Source organism: Herbaspirillum sp. alder98, from assembly GCF_020179755.1.
GTDB lineage: Bacteria > Pseudomonadota > Gammaproteobacteria > Burkholderiales > Burkholderiaceae_D > Herbaspirillum.
Genome location: NZ_JAIUCY010000006.1, coordinates 179,042 through 204,704, shown reverse-complemented (window position 1 = coordinate 204,704; position 25,663 = coordinate 179,042). Strand labels below are relative to the sequence as shown.

15 protein-coding genes are annotated in these 25,663 nt (G+C 66.6%); 14 read left to right on the top strand and 1 reads right to left on the bottom strand.

Annotation, left to right across the window (positions count from 1 at the left end):
• Nucleotides 1-6 precede the first annotated feature (6 nt).
• Both LBW87_RS15800 and LBW87_RS15795 read left to right on the top strand, forming a co-directional pair.
• Nucleotides 7-996, top strand: a complete 990-nt coding sequence (locus LBW87_RS15800; RefSeq protein WP_225202545.1) for a FecR family protein — start codon at nt 7-9, stop codon at nt 994-996.
• Between the two features lie 172 nt (nt 997-1,168).
• Nucleotides 1,169-13,606 carry a filamentous haemagglutinin family protein gene (locus tag LBW87_RS15795; protein WP_225202445.1) on the top strand — a complete coding sequence of 4,146 codons (12,438 nt, stop codon included), beginning with the start codon at nt 1,169-1,171 and terminating at the stop codon, nt 13,604-13,606.
• Nucleotides 13,607-13,691: 85 nt separating this feature from the next.
• Here the strand turns inward: LBW87_RS15795 and LBW87_RS15790 are convergent, their stop codons facing one another.
• Nucleotides 13,692-14,030: a hypothetical protein gene (locus LBW87_RS15790; protein ID WP_225202444.1), complete on the bottom strand. Its 339-nt coding sequence runs from the start codon at nt 14,028-14,030 to the stop codon at nt 13,692-13,694.
• Nucleotides 14,031-14,383: 353 nt separating this feature from the next.
• Here LBW87_RS15790 and LBW87_RS15785 point away from each other — a divergent pair, with 353 nt between their 5' ends.
• The 12 genes from LBW87_RS15785 to LBW87_RS15730 all read left to right on the top strand — a co-directional run bounded on the left by LBW87_RS15785 (nt 14,384) and on the right by LBW87_RS15730 (nt 25,561).
• Nucleotides 14,384-16,015: a ShlB/FhaC/HecB family hemolysin secretion/activation protein gene (locus LBW87_RS15785; RefSeq protein WP_225202443.1), complete on the top strand. Its 1,632-nt coding sequence runs from the start codon at nt 14,384-14,386 to the stop codon at nt 16,013-16,015.
• A 49-nt stretch (nt 16,016-16,064) separates the two neighbouring features.
• Complete coding sequence (locus LBW87_RS15780; protein WP_225202442.1) at nt 16,065-17,831, top strand: DUF2341 domain-containing protein; 1,767 nt, start codon at nt 16,065-16,067, stop codon at nt 17,829-17,831.
• A 10-nt stretch (nt 17,832-17,841) separates the two neighbouring features.
• On the top strand, nt 17,842-18,261 hold the full coding sequence (locus tag LBW87_RS15775; RefSeq protein ID WP_225202441.1) for an ExbD/TolR family protein: 420 nt from the start codon (nt 17,842-17,844) through the stop codon (nt 18,259-18,261).
• A gap of 1 nt (nt 18,262) precedes the next feature.
• Complete coding sequence (locus LBW87_RS15770) at nt 18,263-18,967, top strand: energy transducer TonB (protein ID WP_225202440.1); 705 nt, start codon at nt 18,263-18,265, stop codon at nt 18,965-18,967.
• 59 nt (nt 18,968-19,026) lie between these two features.
• Entirely contained in the window at nt 19,027-20,751 is a 1,725-nt protein-coding gene (locus LBW87_RS15765) for a putative porin (protein ID WP_225202439.1), read from the top strand.
• A gap of 9 nt (nt 20,752-20,760) precedes the next feature.
• The gene (locus tag LBW87_RS15760) at nt 20,761-21,411 is read left to right on the top strand and encodes a hypothetical protein (RefSeq protein WP_225202438.1); all 651 of its coding nucleotides are present in this window, start codon (nt 20,761-20,763) and stop codon (nt 21,409-21,411) included.
• Between the two features lie 31 nt (nt 21,412-21,442).
• The gene (locus LBW87_RS15755; RefSeq protein WP_225202437.1) at nt 21,443-22,357 is read left to right on the top strand and encodes a peptidylprolyl isomerase; all 915 of its coding nucleotides are present in this window, start codon (nt 21,443-21,445) and stop codon (nt 22,355-22,357) included.
• A 14-nt stretch (nt 22,358-22,371) separates the two neighbouring features.
• Nucleotides 22,372-22,881: a YbjN domain-containing protein gene (locus tag LBW87_RS15750; RefSeq protein WP_225202436.1), complete on the top strand. Its 510-nt coding sequence runs from the start codon at nt 22,372-22,374 to the stop codon at nt 22,879-22,881.
• Between the two features lie 141 nt (nt 22,882-23,022).
• Nucleotides 23,023-23,745: a trypsin-like peptidase domain-containing protein gene (locus LBW87_RS15745; protein WP_225202435.1), complete on the top strand. Its 723-nt coding sequence runs from the start codon at nt 23,023-23,025 to the stop codon at nt 23,743-23,745.
• A 37-nt stretch (nt 23,746-23,782) separates the two neighbouring features.
• Nucleotides 23,783-24,241, top strand: a complete 459-nt coding sequence (locus LBW87_RS15740) for a YbaB/EbfC family DNA-binding protein (RefSeq protein ID WP_225202434.1) — start codon at nt 23,783-23,785, stop codon at nt 24,239-24,241.
• A 163-nt stretch (nt 24,242-24,404) separates the two neighbouring features.
• On the top strand, nt 24,405-25,055 hold the full coding sequence (locus LBW87_RS15735; RefSeq protein ID WP_225202433.1) for a hypothetical protein: 651 nt from the start codon (nt 24,405-24,407) through the stop codon (nt 25,053-25,055).
• The gene (locus LBW87_RS15730; RefSeq protein ID WP_225202432.1) at nt 25,052-25,561 is read left to right on the top strand and encodes an RNA polymerase sigma factor; all 510 of its coding nucleotides are present in this window, start codon (nt 25,052-25,054) and stop codon (nt 25,559-25,561) included. The genes LBW87_RS15735 and LBW87_RS15730 overlap by 4 nt, the downstream gene beginning before the upstream one ends.
• The last annotated feature ends 102 nt before the right edge of the window (nt 25,562-25,663 follow it).

The following is a 25,663-nucleotide window of genomic DNA, read 5'->3' as shown; positions in this document are numbered from 1 at the left end:
GTGAAGATGTCATCCGATAACCAGCAAGTTCCGCCCGACGTGCTCAAGCAAGAAGCGCGCGTGTGGTTGCGTCGGCTGACATCGGGCGAGGCGACCGAATGGGACGCCCAGGCCTTTACCCGATGGAAGCAGTCCAGCGCCGCGCATGCCCGCGCCTTCGACGAGGCCAAGCGGCAATGGCAGGCACTCGGTCCCGCCATCGGCTTGCTGTTGCAGAAGGACCAGGCCGTCGCCGCACGCCACGAAACCAGCATGCGTCGTCCACAGCCCGGTCGTCGCCTGTTCCTGCGGGTAGCCGGTGGCGCGATGGCGGCGGTGGCCGGTGCGGCCATCGTGCATCCTCCGCTGCAACTGTGGCCGTCATTCGATGAATGGCAGGCCGATGCGCGCACGGCCAAGGGCGAGCAGCGCCAGTTGGCCATGGGCGGCGGCGTCAGCGTGACCCTGAACACGCAGACCAGCATTCGTCGCGACATGACGGACGCCGGCGGCGGCGCGCTGGAACTGATCGGCGGCGAAGCAGCGGTCGACCTGGCCACCGGCGCGACGCCTTTCAGCGTGGCCGCAGGCAGCGGACGCAGCACCGCGCGCGAAGGCCAGTTCGAGGTGCGCCATCTCGACGGCCGGGTGTGCGTGACCTGCCTGCGCGGCACGGTGCAGGTGGCGCACCCGAAGGGGCAGGCGCGCCTGGCCGAACGCCAGCAACTGGTGTATGACAGCGACGCCTTCGGCGGCGTCGTCGCCATCGACGGCGAAGCGGCATCGGCCTGGCGCCGTGGCGAACTGGTCTTTCGCCAGACGCCGCTGGTGCGCGTGATCGACGAGATCAATCGCTATCGACCCGGACGCGTGGTGCTGGCCGCAAGCGCGCAGGAAAACAGCGCCGTCAACGGCCGCTTTTCGATTGCCGCGCTCGATAGCGCGCTGGTGCAGTTGCAGTATTCCTTCGGCCTCCAGGCGCGCCGGTTGCCGGGTGGCGTGGTGGTGTTGAGTTAACGCGTTTTCCCGACGCGACAAGAAAAAAAGTTGGGGGATTTTCTGCCGGCATGACGTCCTTGTAAAGACAGGTTGCGACGCAACAGGCGCGACTCTTCTTCTTCATCAGATGCAACCGGCCAGCGTCAGCAAGGCGGTTGTGCGTGATCGATTGTTATCGACAGGACTCACCATGAACAACCGCAAGACCCGCCGACCGTTTCATCTCGCGCCCATTGCCCATGCCGTCGCCTTGTTATTGGCGACCACCGGCGCGGCGCATGCGCAAAAGGCGTTCAGCCCGGCCTGGTTCGCCAACAAGGGCGTGGTGCAGAACAGCGCCGCCAGCACCGGTTACCTGCCCAACGGCACACCGGCCTCGGCATTGACCAACCCGGCCCAGCAGCAACAGCAGGCCAACGCGCAACTGCAGACTTCACTGAACAATCTGACCTTGCTGGCGCGCGGCATCGCCGCCAGCCAGGCGGCGCAGGCGGCAGCGCGACAGGCGGCTCTGGCCAACGGCGGCAGCGTGCCGGACGGACTGGGCGAAGGCGGCCTGAAGGTCGATACCAACAGCCTCACGCAAGGCTGGCTCAACGCCAATGCGCCGACCCAGAGCACATCTAATGGCAAGACCACGGTCAACATCCAGCAGAGCGCCGACAAGGCCATCCTGAACTGGGAAACCTTCAACGTCGGCCAGAACACCATCGTCAACTTTGCCCAGCAGGCCAGCTGGGCGGTATTGAACCGGGTCAATGATCCGCTGGCGCGGCCGAGCCGGATCCAGGGCCAGATCAGGGGCGACGGCACGGTCATGATCGTCAACCGCAACGGCGTGGTCTTCAGCGGCGGCAGCCAGGTCGATACGCATAACCTGGTGGTGGCGGCGGCCAACATCAGCGATGCGCAGTTCCGCAACAACGGCATCTACGGCGCTGATGCCAGCACCGCCAGCTTCACTGACGCCAACGGCCGGCTGATCGTCGAGGCCGGCGCCCGCATCACCACCACCGAACCGGCCTCGGTGACCCAGGGCGGCGGCTATGTGCTGTTGCTGGGCACTGAAGTCGACAACGCCGGCAGCATTTCAACGGCGCGCGGCCAGACCCAGCTGGCGGCCGGCGACAGCTTCATCATCCGGCGCGGCGTCGGCACCGAGGCCAATACCTTCTCGACTACCCGAGGCAACGAAATCGCGCCGCAGATCGACCTCGGCAGCAGCGCCGGCAAGGTTGTCAACAGCGGCTTGATCGTCGCCGGCGAAGGCGATGTCACCCTGGCCGGACGCGACGTGCAGCAAAACGGCGTGGCGCTGGCGACCACCACCGTCAATACACGCGGCACCATTCACCTGCTCAACGCGGCCAGCGACAGCCAGGGCAAGGTCACCCTGGGCGCGGGGTCAAGTACGGCGGTGCTGATCGATGACGATGGCTTGAGCACTGCGCTCAACAGCCAGCGCGACAGCCTGGTGGCAGGCTCGGCGGCGCAGGACTTGTTGCGCGCCAATGCCACTGCCGGCAAGTTCGACAACCTGGGCCGGCTGGCGGACCGGCGCGACCAGTCGCGCATCGAGATCGTCAGCGGCGGCGATGTCGAGTTCAAGGACGGCTCGACCACCCTGGCCACCGGTGGCCAGATCGCCGTGAGCGCGGCGCGCCGCAGTTTTGTGGGCAGTGGCGCCACGCTCGACGTGGCCGGCGCGGTGGGGGTGCAGCTGGCGATGCAAAGCAACAGCGTCAAGATCAATGTCCAGGGAAACGAATTGCGCGATTCGCCATCGGCCCGTGACGGCGGCAAGCTGGCCAATGGCGACGTGTGGATCGACGTCAGCCAACTGATCTATGTGCCGGCCGGCACCGGCGGCTACGCGTCGGACCGCTGGTACAGCGCAGGCGGGTTGCTGGAAGTGGGCGGTTACCTGGCCAACCAGGGCCATCGCATCGGTGAATGGGCGGCCCAGGGCGGCACCTTGACGCTGGGTGGCGCCGACGTCATCACGCAGGCCGGTTCGCGCATCAACCTGTCGGGCGGCAGCCTCGACGTGCAGACCGGCTATGTCAACACCACCTGGATCAAGGGCGCCGACGGTCGCCTCTACAACATCAACCAGGCCACCCCGGAGATGAGCTACGGCGGCGTCTATCGCGGCTTCGAAGTCGAGCATGCGCGCTGGGGCAACAACGCCACCGAGTATTTCTACAATCCGCTGATCGCGCCGCAGCGGGTGCTGCGCGACGGCTACACGGTCGGTCGCGACGCCGGTACGCTGGTGATCAATGCCGGCACTGCGGTGCTGGAAGGACGCATCGACGCCAGCGTCTATAACGGCCCGCAGCAGAATGCCGTGCGCGCCGCGGTCGCCGACAGCTACAAGCAGGTGCAGGGCGCGGCGGCCCGTGCCGGTGTGCTGATGCTGGGCCAGTACGGCGCACTGGGGCGCATCGACCTGTTCAACAGCGATGTGCGCATCGGCGACATCGCCCAGGTCAGCGCCGGCATGGACCTCGGCGACGCGCTCGATCCGGCCCGCGCCGGCACCGTCTGGCTGGATGCGGCGATGCTCAATGCGCAGGGATTGGGCGGGCTCGATCTCGGCACGCGCGGCAGCATCTCGATCCAACGCGACATCCGGCTGGCCGATGGCGGTCAACTGGCCCTGACCGCCGCCAACATCGATATCGGCGCCAGCGTGGTGGCAACCAGCGGCAGCGTGCGCGCCAGCAACCTGTTCGTGTCACCGGTGAGTGGCGCGGTGACGGCCGCACTGACCCAGGGCGGGGTATCGAGCATCGTGTTGCGCGATGGCGCCACGCTGGATATGCGCGGCGTACAACCGGGCGTCGCCGGCGGCAACAATGCCCAGGCCTATCTCAATGGCGGCAGTGTCAGCCTGGAGTCGTCGCATGACGTCACCGTGCAAGCCGGCAGCAAGATCGACGTGTCGTCCGGCGCGACCTTGACGGCGCAAGGCCGTGCGGTCGGCGGGCGTGGCGGCAACGTGACGCTGGTGGCCGATTCGGCCGGCAGCGCGACCAATGCCAATGGCGTGTTGACGCTCGATGGCGAGATTGCGGGTTACGGCGTCAAGGGCGGCGGCAAGCTCAAGATCGAGACCGGTTCGCAGCTGCTCATCGGCGGTGATCGCAGCGCCGCCGGCGGCGCGCTGGTGATCGATACGGCGCGCCTGCAGTCGGGATTTTCCGCCTATGACCTGAACGGTCACGCCGGCTTGAGCGTGGCCGATGGGGCCCAGGTCGATGTCAGCGTCCCGGTCTACGACCTGGGCGCCATCGGCGCCGGCGGCGCGCTGAGTCCATCGCTGCCGGCGCTGATGCAGGCCGATCTGGCGCGCCAAAGCCTCACGCAGCGTCAGGGCGCGGATCTGGTGCTGCGCTCGCAACGGCGGCTGGAACAGGGCGGCGATATCCGCATCGGCAGCGGCGCGCTGGTGTCGGTCGACCCGGGACGTTCGATCAGCCTGCTGGGCGGTGGCCTGAGCAATATCGTGGTCGAGGGCCGGCTCAATGCCTGGGGCGGCAATATTGCGCTGGGCGTCGAGGCGCCGGCGCTCAATAGCTCCATCAATACCTCGCAGCAAGCACATCAGCGCAGTATCTGGATCGGTGAAAACGCGGTGCTCGATGTCGCCGCCCGGGCCATTGCGGTGACCGGCGCCAATGGCCGCCGCTTCGGTGCGGTGGCCGATGGCGGCACCATCTCGATCGGCGGCGCCCTCGACTGGGAAGACAAGGGCGTGGCCGCCGCGCCCGACGTGGCCGTCATCATCCGCGCGGGCGCCTTGCTCGATGCGTCCGGCGCCAAGGCCACGCTGGACTACCAGGGGGGCCCGGTGGAGGTGGCTTCCAACGGCGGCAGCATCATCCTCAAGTCGGCCCACAGTCTCTATCTGGACGGCGCCATGACCGCCCGCGCCGGTGGCGCAGGCGCGGCGGGCGGCACGCTGGCCGTCGCGCTGGAAACGCCGATCTTTTCGGTCTCGACCTTGCCGCAGGACGCGGTGCGCGCGCAGCGCGAATTCATCATTTCGCAACAGCAGCAGGGCAGCGGCCTGGCCGCCAACCTGAGGCCCGGACAGAGCGATCCGGCACTCAGGTATGGCGCCGGTCGGCTGTCGGCGCAACAGGTCCAGGGCGGCGGCTTCGACAACCTGTCGCTGCTGGTCAATGGCTTGCTCAGCTTCGACGGCGACGTCAGCCTGGCCACCACCCAGAGCATGCGCATCTATGCCGGCGCCTATGGCCTGAGCCAGGCCGCCGCTACCGACAGCAGCGTCAGGCTGGCTTCGTCCTATCTGCGCCTGGCCGGTTCGTCCGGCGCGGCCGCCGATGGCCAGCGCATGTTCAGCGTGAACTGGCGCAGCGGCGCCTCGGCCCAGGCCAGCGCGGCGCGCTTGAGCGCCGTGGCCGACCTGATCGAGGTGCGTGACCGGGCCGGCTTCGGCGGCGCCGGCGGCAGCATCCAGCAGTCGGACAATTCCACCATCAGCATCGACCGGCGCGGTTTCGACCAGGTCGACATCGTCAGCCGGGGCGACCTGCGCCTGCTGGGCGGCACCAGCGGGCGCGGCCTGTCGGGCACCACCACCACCGAGCTGGCCGCCACCGGCGACCTGCGCATCACGGCCGCGCAGATCTACCCGGTCACCGGCGCCGAGGCCCAGATCGTGGCCGGCTATGCCACCGGCCGCACCCTCGACATCCATCGTTATGCCGATATTGATCCGGGGGCGCCGTCGTCGGTCTTCGGCCGCCTGGCGCTGGGCGGTGACATCGTGCACCAGGGCGGCATCGTGCGCGCACCGCTGGGCCAGTTGCTGGTGGGCGGCGATTCGATGGGGTCCTACTACCGTCATTCCAGCCTGGTCGAGCTGCTGGCCGGCAGTATCACCTCGGTCAGCGCCGCGGGCGTGGTGCTGCCGTACGGCGGCACCATCGATGGCCTGAGCTATAGCTACAACGGCGTGACCGTCTCGCAGAAGGCCATCGGCGCCAGCAGCATCACCTTCAGCGGCGACCGCGTGGTCGGCCATGGCGGCTCGTTGCTCGATCTCTCCGGTGGTGGCTCCCTCACCGGCGCCGGCTTCGTCAGCGGCCGGGGCGGTTCGGTCGATATCCTGCGCACGCCGCTGGTGAACGCCAACCCCACGTTTGCGTTCAGCCAGTCCGGCAACGCGGTGTACGCCATCATGCCAGGATCGTCGCTGACCTATGCCCCGGTGGCGCCGGACGCCGGCGCCGGCAACCCCATGGTTGGACGCCAGATCACCTTGCAGCAGGATGTGGGCGGCCTCAAGGCCGGCACCTATACGCTGTTGCCATCGACCTATGCCATGCTGCCCGGCGCCTATCGCATCGAGATCGGCGCCCAGGGCGTACCCGGCGGCGGGGTCGGCACGACCGGCAATGGCTCCTACGTGGCGTCGGCTTACCTGGGCGTGGCCAATACGCCCATCGTCGCGTCGCTGCCGAACCAGGTGATCGTGACCTCCGGCGAGCAGTTGCGCCGGCACTCCACCTATAACGAAACCGGCTACGATGCCTTCGTCATCGCCGATGCGGTCCGTCGTGGCGGCATGCGTGGCGAGCTGGCCGCCGATGCCCATCGCCTGGTGCTGGATTTCAACAACGTGCGTGCCAATGGCGGCCAGCCGATGCTCAGCTTCGAGGGCGAGGCGCGCTTTGATCGCGCCGGCAGCGCTGCCTTCGGCAGCACGCTGGAAGTGCTTGCCTCGGAGCTCGAAGTGCTTGGCACGGGCGCAGCACCCACCGCTGGCTTCAAGTATGCATCGTTGCGCGCTGATGACCTCAACGCCTTCGGCGCGTCACGCATGATCCTGGGCGGTTCGCTGGTGCTCAACCACGCTGACAACTTCGCCACCTTCAACGGCAGCAGCTCCAGCCTGTACGTACGCAGCGGCGCCATGCTGAAGGCGGCCGAAGTGTTCCTGCTGTCCACCAATACCAGCTATGGCGCGGGCACCTTGGTCGAGCAGGGCGCCTCCATCAACACCATCGGCCAGGGCGCAGCGGCCTACGATTCGAGCAGCGGGGTCACCTTCGCCGCCGGCAATGCTTCGGTGCTGGGCCTGTCGAACGGCGTGATCAACCTGCTGGCCGGGGCCAGCGGCGGCATCATCGATATCGGTCATTGCACGCTCGCCTGCAGCGGCGGCACGTTGCTGGCCAGCGAAGGCACGCTGGCCATCGCCACCGGTCGTTCCTTCACCATGGCCGACGATGTGCGCTATGGCGCCCGCAACCTGATGATTGGCGTGTCGTCCCTCAACGTGGGTAGCGCAGCGGCGTTGAACCAGGCTGCGGCCAATGGCCAACTGCCGTCTGGCCTGTCGATGAACCAGGATGTGCTCAAGCGCCTGCTGGCCGGCAATAGCGGTGACGGCGTGCCGGCGCTGGAGACACTGGCCTTCAATGTGCGCGAATCGATCAACATGTTCGGCGAAGTCGACTTCGACGCCCGCAGCTCAAGCACCGGCAAGTCGGCGCTGCAGCGGCTGGTGATCGGCACGCCCGCCATCTATGGCTATGGCGCGGCCGGCGAGACGGCCTCGATCAAGGCCAATGAAATCGTCTGGACCGGCGCCACCGCGACCCGTTCGTCAACCGGCAATTCGGCCACCTACGTGCCGGCTGCGCCCGGCGCGGCGATCGGCAACCTGCTGGGCGACAGCACCCTGTCGCTGAGCGCCGAGCGCATCATCCTGGGCTTTGCGCCCAATATGCAACCAGTGGCGAGCGTGTCGGCAGACCGCCTGGCGCTCGGCTTCGGCACGGTCAACCTGAATGCCTCCGAACGCCTGACCGGCAATGGCCAGGGCAGCCTGTCGGTCTACCATCGCCAGGGTGCGTATGTCGCCGGCAGCGGTTATCAATACAGCGATGGCAACCTCAACATCAGCACGCCGCTGGTCACCGGTGAGGCCGCCTCGGTGAGCCGCTTCACGGCCGGCGGCAATATCGTCGTCAGCGGCGCCAAGGCAGCCGCTGTCACCAGCGATGCGCTGGGCGCCGAGCTGCAATTGAATGCCCGCAACATCAGCCTCGACACCCGCGTGGCGCTGGCCAGCGGCAAGCTGGGCATCAATGCCGAGCAGGATGTGGTGCTGGGGGATGATGCCGATATCGACCTCGCCGGACGCGCCATCAAGTTCTTCGAGCAGACCCGCTACAGCCGTGGCGGCGACCTGCTGGTCAACAGCAAGAGCGGCAACATCACACAGGCGGCGGGATCGGTGATCAACGTCTCGGCCGTCAACAACCGGGCCGGCAGCATGCAGGTGGTGGCGCTGGGTGCCGGTGCTGGCGCGATCGACCTGGCTGGCAGTTTGCTGGGACGCGCCAGCGGCAGCTACGACGCTGGCGGCACGATCGTGCCGTTCGACGCTGGCGAGCTGACGGTGCGCGGCCAGACCATCGCCGACTTCGCCGGGCTCAACGCCCGCCTCAACAGCGGTGAGGTGGTTGGCGCGCGGCGCTTCCAGACCAAGCAGGGCGACCTGGTGATCGGTAATGAAATCAAGGCGCGCCAGGTCGAGATCGCCGTCGACGGCGGCAGCCTGACCGTCAACGGCGTCATCGACGCTGCCGGCGCGCAGGTCGGCAGCATCCGCCTGGCCGCGCAGAACAACCTGACCATCAACGGCACGCTGGACACCCATGGCACCGGCTTGCGGGTCGATACCTACGGCGGCATCATCGACAGCGCCAACCGCGCCGTGGTCGACCTGACCACCGTGGGCGGCATGCTGACCCTGGCCAGCACCGCTCGCATCGACCTGCGCCATGGCACCGACGCCAGCGGCGGCGATGGCGTGGCGCGTGGCAGCCTGACCCTCAATGCGCCCCGACTGGGTGGCGTCGATGGCAGTGGCGCCGGCGCCAACGACGTGGCCGTGACGGTGGTGGCCACCCCCGCCATCAGCGGCGCGCGCAGCATTGCCGTCAATGGCTTCCGGCGCTACGACGACGCCCCGCTGGCGACGCAACCGGATGCCTCGGGCAACACGCCGCAATTGATCACCCAGGGTTATCTCAACGACCTCGACGTCCACAGCCGCGATTTCATCGACGCCGCGCTGGCCAATGGCAACCTGAGCGCGCGCCTGGCCGGGCTGGGCAGCTATCACCTGCGCCCCGGTGTGGAGATTGTCAGCAATGCCCTCACCAACCCGGGCGGCAACCTCAGCGTGGTGGGTGACATCGACCTGTCGGCTTATCGCTACGGCCCCGGCGCCAATCGTCTCGATCCGGCGCTGCGGGGCTTCGGCGAACCGGGCGTGCTGGTGCTGCGGGCGGCTGGCGACCTGAATATCTATGGCAGCATCACCGATGGCTTTGCGCCGCCGGTGGCCACCCCTGACGACAAGGGCTGGTACCTGACCGAGTCCACTGCCGCCTTGACCGGATCGACTTCGTTCGCGGCCGATATCGTGGTGCCGATCGACGGCGTGGTGCTGGAAGCCGGCACTTTCTTCCCCAAGGGCGCGACCCTCAACTACGCCGTCTCGGTACAAGCCATGACGCTGCCGGCCGGCACCGTGCTGCCGGCGGCGGCCACCCTGGGCGCTGACTACACGCTGCCCGCTGGCACCGTGGTGGCGGCCAATGTGCTCAATGCCGATGGCAGCGTGGCGCTGGCCGCCGGCACGGTGCTGTCGGCCAACGTCAACCTGAGCGCTGGCATGGTGCTGGGTGCGGGCAGCACCTTGCGCGCCGAAGCCAATGTGGCGGCCATGACCTGGCCCCGCGGCGTGCTGCTGCCGGTCGATATGACCACCGATGCCAGCGTGACCCTGGCGCGCGGCGCATTGATTCCCTCGATGGCCAAGGTCCAGCTGTTGAACGATGCGCCGATCAACCTGCGCCCTGAAGTCGCTGGTGTGCAGGGCAGCAACTGGGCGGTGGCGGCCATGCTGCCCAAGGGCACTACCAGCTGGAGCATGCAGCTGACTGCGGGTGCCGACCTGGGCTCGGCCGATCGCCGCGCCACCACGCCGGCCGCCACCGGTTCCATCATCCTGGCCGACACCCACACCATGAGCCGGGTCGTCACCGTGCCGGGTGGCACCGGGCAGATCTGGCCAGAGGGCAACCCGATGGGCATGCCGGCCGGCGAACCGGTGTCGCCCGACGACATGTGGGCCTGCGACATCGGCTGGTGTGCCATCGACCCCAAGCGCTTGAGCTATACCTACACTGAAGCCGGATCGCTGGCCGCCAATTCCGACACCACGAAGACCGGGCAGAAGGTCGGCGATGAATATATCGCCATCGGTTTCTGCGATTGGGACCCGAGCTATTGCGTGACCGTGGTCAGCCCGATCAAGGACATCACCACCGCCAACCTGTACTCGCCGATGTTCAGCGTGCTGCGCACCGGCGGTGGCGACCTGAACCTGAACGCGTCGCGCGACCTGCGCATGATGTCACCGTTTGGCGTGTACACCGCCGGCACGCCGTCGGCCGCCAGGCTCGATGGATCCGGCGCCGATCCCTATAACCGCGCCCGTGGCACCACGAAGGGCAGCGTGCTCGGCCTGGCCGACACCGGCTACGACGATGCACTGGCCAGTTACCAGGCCTGGTATCCGGAGCTGGGCGGCAATCTCAATATCGATGTCGGTCGCAACATCATCGGCGACGTCTGGGGCAGCACCTTCAGCCGCGAACGCACGCAGTTGCCCAGCGCCGGCGTGGGCAACTGGTTGTGGCGCCAGGGCAGCGACAGCATCGGCGGCGCCGACGCCGTGGCCAGCGCCTGGTGGATCAACTTCGGCACCTACGTGGCGCCGCTCCCGGGCGTGGTGACCAGCACGCCTTACCTGGTCGGCTTCACCGGCCTGGGCACGCTGGGTGGTGGCAACCTGTCGATCAGCGCCGGCGGTGACGCCGGCATCATCTCGCAGCGCGGCGACGCCCGGGGCGTTGTGTATCCCCGTACCCAGGCGCTGGTGGCGGCAGTGGGCAGCACCGGCCGGGTCGACGCCGATGGCAGCATGCACCTGACCGGCGGCGGCGACCTGCGTCTGCGGGTCGGGGGCGCGATCAATCCTGCGACGTCGATATCGCAATACGGCGAGGGCGGCGCCAACATCCAGGACAGCGACCTCAACGGCGTGCTGACCAACCTGCGCGGCGTGGTGACGGTCGAGGCCGGCGCGGTGGGCAGCGTGCTGACCCGTTACCGCTCGCTGCAGTCGGTCATTCGCGGCGTCGACGGCGACGCCGGTGACGTGCGCGCCATCGATCCGTTCAAGTCGACCATTGCCCTGTCGGGTTCCGGCTTGAGCCTGATGCCGGGCGATGCGACCGTGTATGTCGATACCCGGCGCGACCTGGTGCTGACCGACGCCGGCGATCCGGGCCGCGTCTATGTCGACAACATGAGCAGCTTCAGCGCCAATGGCACCCGCTATACCGGCGGCGGCCAGAGCTGGTTCTCGTTGTGGACGCCGCATACCGCGATCAATCTGTTCGCAGCTGGCGGCAACCTGACGCCTGGCACGCAGGTGGCGAACCAGAGCGCAGTGGGCGGCAACGGCAATCCGGGCGACTTGCTGACGATCTATCCATCCATCCTGCGGGCGACGGCCGCCAGCGGCAGCATCTACTACGGCTATTCGGCGGCGCCAGGTTCCAGCGGCACGGACGTGCTGCGCGGGCTGGTGCTTGCGCCCTCGACGCGCGGCGCGCTGGAGATGCTGGCCGGCGATTCGATCTACGGCGGCAACTACAACATCAGCATGTCCAATGCCGATGGCGCGTTGCCGACCCCTAAAAAACCGGCCTTTTCCGGCTTCGACGTCGATTTCAACAGTGCCTATATTCCCGGCACCTCGAACCTGGGCCGCGAAGGCGCAAGCAATACCTCGTACTTCTCGGACAAGGTATTGCCGGGGGCGATCGGCATGTTCCCGCTGTTCGCCTTCAGTCCCGATACGCCGATGGCATCATCGCTGCATGCGGGCGACCGTTCGGCGGCCCTGTTCTATGCCGCTAGCGGCGACATCCTCGGCCTCACCACCGGCACGCTGCAGAAGTTCTCCGCGACGACCCAACGCACTATTCCGGTCTGGTATCGGGCTGCCTTGCCGGGCCGGATCCAGGCCGGGCGCGACATCATCAACACCCGTGGCCTGCTGGCGCACAACAACGTCGATGACATCTCGCTGGTGCAGGCCGGGCGCGACATCATCTATGCCGACCTGAGCGTGGCCGGTCCCGGCACGCTGGAGCTGACGGCCGGCCGCGATGTGCGCCAGGAAGACCGCGCCAGCCTGGTCAGCATCGGCCCGGTAGTGCCGGGTGACAAGCGCCTGGGCGCCGATATCGCCGTGATGGCGGGCGCCGCCCAGGGCCTGAACTACGCCGATATCGCCGCGCGTTACCTGGACCCGGCCAACCAGGCCGATTCCGGCGCATCGCTGGCCAGCCAGCCCGGTCGCGTGGTCAAGACCTACCAGGGCGAACTGGCGGCCTGGATGGCGGAACGCTATGGTTTCAGCGGCACCCAGGCGCAAGCGCTGGTGGCGTTCAATGCGCTGGCGCCGGAGCAGCAGCGGGCGTTCCTGCGGTCGGTGTACTACAACGAGTTGCGCGAAGGCGGGCGTGAGTTCAATGATCCGAACAGCCGTCGCTTCGGGTCCTTCCTGCGCAGTCGCGACATGATCTCCACGCTGTTCCCGGACCGTGCCGCCGATGGCAGTCTCATCAAGCGCAGCGGTGACATCACGCTGTTCGGCAATTCGGGCGTGCACACCGATTTCGGCGGCAACATCCAGATGATGGCGCCGGGCGGCCAGATCGTGGTGGGCGTGCAGGGGCCTGTACCGGCCGCCAGCGCCGGCCTGATCACGCAGGGCACCGGCGACATCCAACTGTTCAGCGAACAGAGCCTGCTGCTGGGCTTGTCGCGCATCATGACCACCTTCGGCGGCGATATCTTCGCCTGGTCCGAGCAGGGCGACATCAACGCCGGTCGCGGGTCCAAGACTACCCAGGTCTATACCCCGCCCAAGCGGGTCTACGACCAGTGGGGCAACGTCAGCCTGTCGCCGCAGGTGCCCAGTTCCGGCGCCGGCATCGCCACCCTGAGCCCGGTGCCGCAGGCCAAGGCCGGCGACGTCGACCTGATCGCGCCGCTGGGCACGATCGATGCCGGCGAAGCGGGCATCCGGGTCTCGGGCAACGTCAACATCTTTGCGCAGCAGGTGGTCAATGCGGCCAACATCCAGGTCAAGGGTGAGTCAAGCGGCCTGCCGGCGGTGGCCAGCGTCAACGTCGGCGCGTTGAGCAACGCCAGTGCGGCCGCCAGTTCGGCCGCCATGGCCGCGCAAGACACGGTCCAGCGCGCCCGCGACGCATCGCGCCAGGCATTGCCATCGGTATTCACGGTGCGGGTGCTGGGATTCGGCGAAGAGGCGCCGGAAGCGAGCAAGCCCGTTTCACCGTCGGCGCGCCAGGGCGGCCAGGGCTATGACCGGGCCAGCTTCGTGCAGGTGGCAGGGCACGGGCAGGAGATCAGGCCGGAGCTGGCCTCGCACCTGACCGAACAGGAAAAGACCCTGTTGCGCCAGGACCGATAAGCCGCGTGGAAGTATGGAAATGAGGAAGTGAGGAAGTGACCGAGGCCGGGTGTGCAGACACCCGGCCTTTTTTACGTGCGCTGCTTCAGCGCGCGCTGGCCGGCGGACGTTGCGGGATGACCGAGGTGCCCAGCGTGTTGCCCATGCGGTTGCTCAAGGCGGCGCGGTTGAATACGCCGAGTTGATTGCCCGGCTGGTTGATGATCTGCTCGGAGGTCATCGGCGAAGACGGCTTGGCCTGCTGCGCGCCGGACGCCGGCTGCAGTTTCTCGGTCAGGCAGGCGAAGGACTGCGAGCGCACGCCATTGACTTCGACCTCGACGCAGGCGGGGGAGGGGGCAGGCGCGGGAGCGCTTTCGGCATGGGCAGGTATGGCTGGCCACAGGAGGGCGCACGCGACGAACGCCAACGAAAAGTTGTTCATGATGAATGCAGGGCGCAGGTATGAGGAAACTTATTTTTAGCCTGATCCGGCCAGAGCGCAAGCCAATCGTAAAAATAAAGTTGACAAGAAATTACGCAGATTGACGACTGTCACCGAACGGTCATGCTGCGCGACTACCATCTCGGCGCTATCCGCCCTCGAGTCGAACCATCGATTCCCGAACAACGATAAAAACGGCGGCCGATGGCGAAAGGGGACGATTCAATTATGAACGTTTGATGACATTTGGCGGGTTGCTCTCCGGCCAACCGTCTTTGCTTCTATATGCCGCAATCATCCGACAGCCAAGTCGGGGGGCACAGAGTGGAGTTAAAGGGGTGAGATTTTCAGCTATGCCTAACGCAAACGAAATCGCAGCAATCAATATCCGGGGCAGGCGCCCGCGCCTGGGCACGATGTGCCTGGCCCTGGCGCTTTGCTGGCATGTCAGCGCCAGCGCGCAGCAGCAGGGCGCCGCTGCCGGCAACGAAGCGCGCCAGGTCGACATCAACGAATACATCGTGCGCGGCAATACCGTGCTCGACGCGCGCGCCATCGAACAGGCGGTTACGCCTTTTCTCGGCCCCAAGCGCACTTTGAAGGATGTCGAAGGCGCGCGCGACGCGCTGCTGGCGGCCTATAACGCCAAAGGCTACCAATCGGTCTACGTCGACCTGCCGGAGCAGCAGGTGAGCGACGGCATCGTCTTTTTGCAGGTCACCGAGACCACCGTCGGTCGCGTGCGGGTGGTCGGCGCCCAATACAATTCGCCGGCCGAGATCCGCAACCAGGTGCCGGCCCTGAAGGAAGGCGCCGTGCCTGACTTCACCCGCGCCCAGGCCGAGCTGACCGCGCTCAATCGCGGCGGCAAGCGGCAAGTCATGCCGCTGGTCAAGCAGGGCACGATCCCGGGCACCATGGATGTCGACCTCAAGGTCGACGACAGCACGCCCTGGCGCGGCAGCGTCGGCCTCAACAACGACTACAGCGCCGACACCAGTCACCTGCGCGCCACCGCCAGCATCGGCTACGACAATCTCTGGCAGCTGGGCCACAGCATCTCGCTCAGCTTCTACGGCACGCCCCAGGATTTCAGCCAGACGCGGGTCTGGTCGGGTTCGTATTCGGCGCCGCTGCGGGGCACCAACTGGAGCCTGGAGGCGTCCGGTTACTACTCCAACAGCAATGTCTCGACGGTGGGCGGCACCAGCGTGCTGGGCAAGGGCCATTCGGTGGGCCTGAAGGCGGTCTATACGGTGCCGACCAGCGGCGAGTGGTATCACACGCTGGCGGCCGGGGTCGACTTCAAGGATAACCAGGAAGGCTTGCGACTGGGCGGTACCGGCGACAACGTGCCGTTGCGCTATGCGCCGATCACGCTGGGCTACACCGGTTTTCGCCAGGGCGAACGCAGCCAGTTCAGCCTCAACCTGTCGATGGTCAGCGGCACCCGCAGCTTCTTCGGTTATGGCAGCAACGAGAGCCAGTTCGACTACAAGCGCTACAAGTCCTCGCCCAGCTTCACCGTGTTCAAGGGCGACCTGAACGGCTCCTACACGCTGGCCAGCAACGAGCAGATCGGTTATCGCCTGTCGGCGCAGATGACCGATGCCGCGCTGATCTCGACCGAGCAGATCGCCGCCGGCGGTTCCAGTTCGGTGCGTGGTTACCTGTCGGCCGAAGCCACCGGCGACTACGGCCTGGTGGGGTCGCTCGAATTGCGCTCGCGGCCGCTGACCTGGCTCAACCCATGGGTCGAGAACTGGCGCGTCTACGGCTTCACCGACGCCGGCACGCTGCGCCTGCGCGACCCGCTGCCCGAGCAGGTCTACAGCTTCAACCTGGCCTCGGTCGGCATCGGCACCAACTTCCTTCTGGCGCAGCGCGTCAGCGGCCGCTTCGACCTGGCGTATCCGCTGAAGAAAGTAGCGCGCACGCCCGCTCACGATTGGCGACTCAATTTCAGCCTGACGGCTAGTTATTGAGCGCTCGACTCCTTACAACATTCAGACCTGGCAAGTGGAGAACCATGCTATGAGACGTATCCTTTTTGTGCTGCTGGCGCTGGCCAGCGCCATCCTTCCCAACCTGGCGCACGCGTGGTGGCAGCCTGACTGGGCCTATCGCAAGCCGCTGACGCTGGACGCCGGCCCGCAGGGCGCGGCCCTGGGCGGCGACGCCGGTCGCGTGTCGGTGCTGTTGCGCCTGCATACCGGCAACTTCAGCTTCGAAGGCGTCAACGAAAACGGCAACGACCTGCGCTTCATCGCCGGCGACGACAAGACCGTGCTGAGCTACCAGATCGAACAGTTCGATCCGCTGCTGGGCATCGCCCTGGTATGGGTCGACGTGCCGGCACTGCCTGCCGCCGCGCCACAGCAGGTGTGGATGTACTACGGCAACCCCAAGGCGCCCCCGGCCAGCAACGGCCAGCGCACCTTCGATGCCGACACCACCCTGGTCTACCATTTCGCTGAAGCCAATGCCGCACCGCGCGACAGCACCGCCTACGGCAACAATGGCCAGACCGCCATCGTCACCGCCGAAGGCAGCGTGATCGGTCGTGGCGCGCGCTTCGGCAATGCGCCGCTGATGCTGCCTGCCTCGCCATCGCTGTCGGTGGCCGCCGGTGGCGCCTTCACCTTCTCGGCCTGGGTCCGTCCCGACCAGCTGGGCGCGGCGCAGGCAGTCTATGTGCGTCGCAACGGCGCCGAGCACCTGGCCATCGGCGTCGACAATGGCGTGCCCTTCGTTGAAGTCAACGGTCGTCGCAGCAACCCGGGTCAACCGATCCAGGCCGGCCAGTGGTCGCACCTGGCGGTCAAGGCCGATGCCCAGAACGTGGCCCTGTATGTGAACGGCCGCCCCTCGGCGTCGCTGGCCGCAGCGCTGCCGGCACTGAACACGGCCGCCGCCATCGGTGGCGACGTGGCCGGTGGCAACCTGGCGCCGTTCGCCGGCGCCATGGATGAAGTGCGGCTGTCCAAGATTGCCCGCACCGACGTCCAGTTGCTGGCCGATGCGGTGTCGCAGGGCGGCCAGTCGCGGCTGGTCAACTATGGTCCCGACGAACAGCAGGCCGGCAAGAGCCACTTCGGTTTCATCCTGGCCGCCATGCCGGTCGACGCCTGGGTCGTGGTGGTGCTGCTGGGCCTGATGATGAGCATCTCGTGGGCCATCATGATCGGCAAGGGCCGCAGCTACGGCGCGACCTCGCGCGCCAATGGCGTGTTCATGGAGCACTTCCGCGAAACCGCCGGCGCTTCGCTCGATGTCCTGGCGCGCAACAACAAGGTGCCCGAATCGGTGCGCGCGCAGTCGTCGCTGTGGCGTCTGTATGAAGTCGCCATCGAAGAAATGCGCCGTCGCCATGATCGTGGCTATGACCTGAATGCGGTGTCCGACGCCACCATCAGCGCCATTCGTGCCGCCATGGATGGCGTCATGGTGCGCGAGAACGAACGCATGGCCAAGCGCATGGTGTGGCTGTCGACCACCATCGAGGGCGCGCCCTACGTGGGCCTGTTCGGTACCGTCATCGGCATCATGCTGGTGTTCGTGGTGGCGGCCATGGCCGGTGCAGTCGACATCAACTCGGTGGCGCCGGGCATGGCGGCGGCGCTGTTGTGTACCGCCGCCGGCCTGGGCGTGGCGATTCCGGCGCTGTTCGGCTACAACTGGCTGGCGTCGCGTTCGGATGCGATTGCCGCCGACATGGCCGTGTTCGTCGACGAGTTCGCCACCCGCCTGGCCGAAGAGCAGGGCGAGGGCCGCCAGTTGCGCCCAGCCATGCGGGCCTGAGGAGAACCCCATGGCCAATCAATCCCGCTTTGGCGTGAAGAAGCGCAGCAGCGGCATCAACGTCACCCCCTTCGTGGACGTGCTGCTGGTGGTGCTGGTGATCTTCATCCTGACCAGCAATGCCAGCATTCCCGGGCTCAAGGTCGACCTGCCCAAGGCCAGCGCCGCGGTGGCGCTGGAAAAGCCCAAGACCCGTGCCATCACCATCGATAACGGCGGCCAGGTGTTCCTGGATGCGTATCCGGTCAGCCTGAACGAACTGGAAGAGCGCCTGCGCACCGAGAAGGCGCTCACGCCCGACTTTCCGGTGATCGTGCGGGGCGACGCCTCGGTGCAATACGCCAAGGTGATCGAAGTGCTGGACCTGCTGCGAAAGGTCGAACTGAACCAGATCGGCCTGGTGACCGGCAAGCCGAGCGCAGGGGGCTAGCTTGAAGATCAGCGACCTCCCGGTGAAACGCAAGCAGCCGGCCGACCTCAACCCACGCCGCTGGCTCGGCCCCGTGATCGGGGTGGCGGCAGTGGCCGCGGTGGTGGCGTTGCTGTGGCACCTGCTGCACGACACCGCCGCCACCCGGCGCGAAGTGAACGGGCCGCCGATGGTGATGGTGCCGCCGCCTCCGCCACCACCGCCGCCGGAACCCGAGAAGCTGCCGGAGCCGACCCCTGAAAAGGTCCAGCCCGAGGTGCGCGAGCCGGAGCCGACACCGGCCGAAGCCCCCAAGGATGACAGCACCCCCAGTCCCAACAAGGACCTGGGCGACCCGGTCACCATGGATAGCGCAGCCCAGGCCGGCACCGATGCTTTCGGCATCGCCGCCGGGCGCGGCGGCGGCATGACCGGTGGTGGCGGGGGACTCGGCGCGGGATCGTACTCGCGCTATTTCTCGAACGCGCTGCAACAGGCGTTCGCCCGCGATCCCCGCACCCGCCAGTTGGTCTTCGACGATATCAGGGTCGATGTCTGGCTCGATGCCGACGGCCGCGTGAGCCGCGTGCAACTGGTGCAAGGCACCGGCAACACCCAGACCGACGACGCCGTGCTGGCGATGGTGCGCGATTACCGCTCCGACGAGAAGCCGCCGGCTTCCTGGCATTCACCGGCCCGTATCTCGATCAAGGGGCGTAGGCCATGACCACCATGATGCGTCCCGGAACCCATTCATTTCCCCTTTGGAAAAAAGCGATGAACCCCATGAAACCCCACCCTGCCGCGCGCCGCACCTTGCTGGCGCTGGGCGCTGCCTTGCTGTGCATGAGTTCGGCGGTGCAGGCGCAGAGCGCCCCCGCCAGCGAGAGCGCGATGGTCAAGCTGATTCGCGGCCTGATCGATAGCGGTGCATTGAAGAAGGACGTCGGCGAAGCGCTGCTGGCGCAGGCCCAGACCGAAGCCATGGCCGCGGCCCAGGCGCGCCAGGTGGCAGCCGCGCCTGCCGCCGGCCCCAAGCTGGAACCGGGCGACGTGCGCGTGCCCTACATCTCGGCCACCGTGCGCGACCAGATCCGCGACGAGCTCAAGGGCGAGATCATGGCGCAGGCCAAGTCCGAAGGCTGGGCCGCGCCCAACGAAACGCCGGAATGGAGCAAGCGCATCCGCATCGAAGGCGACATGCGCCTGCGCGGCGAGTCGCGCTTCTATTCCGGCACCAACAGCAACCAGCAGATCGACTGGCGTTCGATCAACGCCGGCAGCGGCTACGACATCAACAGCAACAGCAACCTGGCGTTGCCGCAATTGCTCAATACCCAGAAGGACCGCGCCAACCAGATGCGCATCCGCGCACGCCTGGGCGTGTTTGCCGACGTGTCGGAATCGACCAAGGCCGGGATTCGCCTGGCCACCGGCAGCGACGACAGCCCGGTGTCGACCACCCAGACCCTGGGCGGCGGGCTGAACAAGAAGAATGTCTGGCTCGACCAGGCCTGGCTGTCCTATCGCTTCAATGACATGGTGAGCGTGGTGGGCGGGCGCTTCGGCAATCCGTTCTATACCACCGACATGCTGTTCTCCAATGACTTGAACCTGGATGGCGTCGCCGCCAGGTTCTCCAAGCCGCTGGCCAACACCGACGTCTCGCTGTTCGGCACCATCGGCATCATTCCGCTGGAGTATTCGTCCGACAGCAGTCCCAGCCGCAGCCAGGACAAGATGTCCAGCCAGACCAAGTGGCTGCTGGGCGCGCAGGCCGGCGCCGACTGGAAGCTCAACGCCGAGAACAAGGTGCGTGGCGCGCTGGGCTACTACGAATTCAAGAACATCGAAGGGCGCGTCTCCAGCCCTTGCGCGCTCTACTCGGGCGCCGACGGTTGCGATTCGGACTGGAGCCGTCCGGCCTATATGCAAAAGGGCAATACCCTGATGCTGTTGCGCAATATCGCCCTCAACCCGGCCTCGCCGGCGAGCACGCCGCAGCCGCAATACGCGGGCCTGGCATCGAAGTTCCAGCTGCTCGATATCAATGCGCGCTGGGATACCCGGGTGGCGGGCGGTTACGGCTTGCGCCTGGACGGCAACTACATTCGTAACCTGGCCTATGACCAGGGCGAGATGTTCCGCCGCGCCAACGGCAACGTGATCAACAACTTCGGCGGCACCGGCGCCACCGGCCAGTCCGATTTCAAGAGCGGCGCCAATGCCTACATGGTGCAGGCGACGTTCGGCAAGCCGGAGCTGTCGGTGCGCGACGACTGGAACGTGTTGTTCGGCTACAAGCGTATCGAGCCCGACGCCTTGCCCGATGCCTACAACGATTCGACCTTCCACCAGGGCGGCACCAATGCGCGCGGCTATTACCTGGGCGCTAACTACGCGATCGACAAGAACACCTACCTGACCGGTCGCTGGTCGGCCACGCGTTCGGTGTACGGTGCGCCGCTGTCGATCGATACGTTGCAGCTTGAACTCAACACCCGCTTCTGAGGACGCATCATGAAACGTGTTTTCATCAACGCGGCGGCGGGCATGCTGCTGGCCGGCATCGGCCAGGCGCATGCCCAGCAGGGCCAGAGCATGGAAGAACGCCTGCGCACGCAGCTGCGGGCGGTGACCGCCCAGCTGCAGGAGGCGCAGAACGAAGTCGCCGCGCTCAAGGCAGGTCGGCCAGCGGTAGCGCCGGCGGCGGCCGGAGAATCGGAAGCGACCCGCAAGGAAGTAGCCGAACTGAAGGCGCAACTGGCTGCTGAGCGCCGCGCGCGCCAGCAGGGCACGACTGCGCAGCAACAGTCGCAGGCGGCCGTGACCAAGGCCGCCGAGCAGGTCACCCAGTACCGCACCGCCTATGACGGATTGCTCAAGATCGCCCGCGCCTCGGAAGCCGAACGCCAGCGTCTGGCCGGTGAAGAAAAGATGCGCCAACAGGCAGTGGCGCTGTGCACCGAAAAGAATGTGAAGCTGTATGAAACCGGCCAGGAGATCCTGCGCGCCTACGAGAACATCGATCTCGGCACGCTGGTGACGACGCGCCAGCCGTTTGCGGCGCAAAGCCGGGTGAAGTACGAGCAGATCGCGCAGGAGTACGGCGACAAGCTGTATGAAGGTCGCTTCGACGCCCGTTCGGTGTCGCAGGCGCCCAAGCCCTAATGTCTTAATTTTTCTGTAGATGGGGACCATGATGAAACAACTTAAATCTTCTGCCGGCGTGGCCGGGTTCGTGCTGGCGTCGCTGGTAGGCATGACCAGCCTGCAAGCGATGGCCGCCGACAAGGTGGTGGCCAGCCTGGGCGCGGTCACCGTGCCCGACAGCGATGTCCAGAAAATGCTGGACGCCATGCCGCCCGCCGAACGCGCAGCCGTCAAGGGCAATCGTCCCGGCGTCGAGAACTGGCTGCGCCAGCGCGTGGTCAGCGAAGCCGTGCTGCGCGAAGCCCGCAGCAAGGGCTGGGCCGACCGCCCCGAGATCAAGGCGAGGGTGGATGCCGCCGTCAGGGACGTGACCGCCCGTATCGTTACCACCGCTTATCTGGAATCAGTGGCGCAAGTGCCGGCCGATTACCCGTCCGAGGCCGATGTGGCGGCAGCGTATGAACAATCCAAGAGCAGTTTCGGCTTGCCTGCCACCTATCGCCTGGCACAGATCTACCTGCCGGTGACGCCGGGCGACGCCGCCGAGGCCAAGAAGGTGGGCGAGAAGGCCAGGAAACTGGCGACGCAAGCGCGCGCGGGTGACTTTGCCGCGCTGGCCCGGGCCGAATCGCAGGACAAGACCAGCGCCGAACGGGGTGGTGAAGTGGGCACCCTGGCCCTGGCCGACATGCTGCCCGAGGTGCGCGAGAGCGTCACCAAGATGAAGGTGGGGCAGGTGAGCGAACCGGTGCAGGCGGCGGCCGGCATCCATATCGTCAAGCTGCTCGAGTCGCAGCCGGCGCGTACCGCCACGCTGGACGAGATGAAGCCGCGCCTGAAGCAGGCGCTGCGCCAGCAACGCCAGCAGCAACTGCTGCAGGAATATATCGCCAAGCTGGCGCCGGCTGATCGGGTCAACATCGACACCGCCGCACTCGACGCCGCGCTGCAAAAAACCAACTGATCACAGGAAAAATCATGAGCAAGACACAAGACACCTCCGCTACCGCCAGCGACACCAATGTCCTGATCCACAGCGTCACGCCCGAGCAGATCGGCGAAGCCATCAAGGCGGTCGGTTGCGCCGTCACCATCCTCGAGCAGAATGGCTTGCCGATGGTGCATAGCGCCAGCCATGGCGTGGGCTTCCAGGTGTTGTGGGGCAACCCGGCCGGCGAACCCGGCAAGTACATCGACTTTACCCTCAGCACCCCGCTGCGGGTGCAGGAAGGCAGCCTGCCCGAAGGCCTGATCGCCGAATGGCATCGCAGCAAGCGCTTCGCGCGCGTGGTCCAGCATGGCGAAATGATCTCGCTCGAGATGGACGTGATCGTGGTCGGCGGCGTCAGCCCCACCTATCTCAACATGGTGGTTCAGCTATGGACCCAGATGATGGGCCAGTTCTTCCTGCACCTGCGCAATTTCGACAGCGCCAAGGCCGCCCCTGCGGCTGCTGCGACCGAGCCGCAGGCCGAAGCCACCGCCTGAGCCGCTTTTGTGCCCTGACAACAGCGATGCACATGTATTCGCCGAAGCGCCTGGTCCACGCTATCATCGACGCCATGCCGGTGACGATGATAGCCATGGGGATGGCGGTTGGGTCCGGTGCAAAGCGGGGAGGGGCGACGCATGGGAATGTGGCGCAAGGCGGGGCATGTCGCATGCCTGCTGGCATCGGTATCGCTGGTGGGCAACGTCCAGGGCGCGTCACCGGCGGTGCAAGCCAGTGGTGTATTCATCAACATGCGCGGCGATGTGTTGACGGCGCGCCATGCGGTGCAGGATTGCCCCTCGCTGTACGTGCTCAAGAACGGCCAGGTCGGCGTGGCGCGACTGCTGGCGCTGAGCAACGAAGCGGACGTGGCGGTACTGCAGACGCAGATGAAACCCTTGCTGGCCGCGACCTTCAGCGAGACTGCGCTGGCCGATGGCCACAGCATTGCCGTCTTCAGCGAAGCCTATGCCGAATTGCAGCGCATGCAGGATCGGGCGCGGGTGCTGGGCAATGCCCTCACGGTGCCTGGCGAACCCGGTTCGCTGCAGATGGTGTCGGGCGTGCGACCAGGCACCAGTGGCAGCGGTGTGCTCGATGGCGGTGGCCTGTTGCTGGGTATCGTGGTCGAGCGGGTAGCGGCCGGCACCGGTGGCTCGGCGACCGAACTGAGTGCGTCGCACGGATCGGCGCGCGCGGGCATGGCGACGGTGGTGCGTGCAGTGCCGGCGGCGGCCATCAAGCAGTTCCTGGCGCAGGCGGCCATTCCCTATACCGAGAGCAATGCGGCCCAGATCGGCTCCTATCAATCGCCCGCATCGCGGGCATCGACCCTGGCGGTAGGCATCATCTGCGGGTGATGCCGCCGGCGTGGTCGGAACTATCCTCAAGACCACCATGAGAGTGCAGAAAAATCGCGCGTTGCGCTGGCTGATGGGCCTGCTGGCCGGCATCGGCCTGTTCTCGGTCGCCTCCACGGCGCAGGCGCAGAACGTCGCGCGCACGCCGATCCCGCAGCACTGGATCAGCTACGCCGACATGGTCGGCAACCAGTTCGCCGAATGGCTCAGCGATCCTGCCGACGAAGCCGTGGTGCAACTCCACGCCTGGCTGCAGGACCGCGTGCTCAAGGAAGGCAAGCCGCCCTTGCCGCCGCTGGTGGCGCGGGTATGGGTCAGCCCGATGGGCATGGTGAGCCAGCTGGAGCTGCCGGCCACCGGTGACGCCCGCATCGACGCCGCGCTGCGCCGGCTGCTGATGTCGCGCGTCTTGCCCGAACCACCACCGCCCGACATGCGCCAGCCGATGCTGCTGCAACTGTCGCTCGACTTCCCGCCGGTGGCCGCCACCAGCTGAGCACGGCGCAAGCGCGCCGATGCCTGGCGATGCGCGGCGATGTCATCGCTGCGTCATTTGCGCCCGGTATGTTGCGCGTTTCCAGTTCACGCAGGGTTTGCGCCATCGCGCCGCCACGACAGCCGGGTCGACCATGAAATGCCGCGCGCCTCTGGCCGCTTTTATGCTCTTGTACGCCTGCCTGGCGTGTCGCGCCGAAGCGGCTGATCCGGCCGTGACCACGCGCCCGGATGCGGTGGCCGAGACCTTCCTGTTCGACATTGCGGCCCGGCCATTGGGGCTGGCGCTGCAGGACTACGCGGCGCTGACCCGCTACCCGGCCCTGTATCGCAGCGAAATGGTGGCCGATCGCATATCGAACCCGGTGCGCGGGCGCTATAGCGCAGCGCGCGCGTTGCAACTGATGCTGTCAGGCACCGGCTTACAGGTGGAAGAGTTTCAATCCGGCAGCGCACGCGGATTCGTCTTGAAGAACGCGCCCGGGCCGCAACCGGTAGCAGCAACGGCAGCCTACATCAACTGGCTGCAGGCAAGAATCTGGTCGGCCCTGTGCGGCCACCAGGCCAGTGCACCGGGGGCATATCGGGTGCTGCTGCGATTTCGCATCGATGATGCCGGCCGCTTGCGCGCGCCGCGATTGCTGACATCGAGCGGGCAGGAAACCAGGGATCGGACCATGTTGGCCACATTGCAAGCGCTGCAACTGAACATCCTGCCGCCATCGTCGATGCCGCAGCCGGTGACCCTGCTGATCGTGACGGATGAGGCCCAGGCCGGCGGTCAATGCGATCGCACCGAGGGTGCTGCGCCATGAGCGAAAACCTCGCTACCGGCCTGGTCGACTATCTGGTCAAGCACTACGGCAGCATCAAGTCGCGGCTGGGGCGCATCGTCGGCAATCCCGAACTGGCCAGCGATGCCCTGCAGGACACCTGGTTGCGGCTGCAGGTCAAGCCGGAACAGGACGTGATCCAGAATCCGGGTGGCTACATCCTCAGGATCGGGGTCAACATCGCCATCGATATCCAGCGTCGCCAGTCACGCAGCGTCTCGCTCGACGAAGTCAATGCCGCCATGGAACTGGCCGACCCGGCGCCGGCCACCGAAGACGTGGTGCAGGCGCGGGCCGCGGTGGCCGAGCTGCTGCGCCATATCGACCTGTTGCCCAGGCGGCAACGCTCGGTGATCCTGATGGTGCATGTGGATGGCCTGACCCAGAAGGAGATTGCGGCGAGGCTGGACATTTCGCTGCGCACCGTCGAGTCTGACCTGAAGAAGGCGCAGGACACCCTGATCGAGAAGAGAAGTAAAGAACGGTAAATGAATGCGGTTTCCTGCGGGCTGGTTCGTCTTGGTCACAGGAATGCAAACAAGTTTGCCCTGGCCCGTGCGGCCGGGCATCGAAGGCTGGCTGGCAACGTC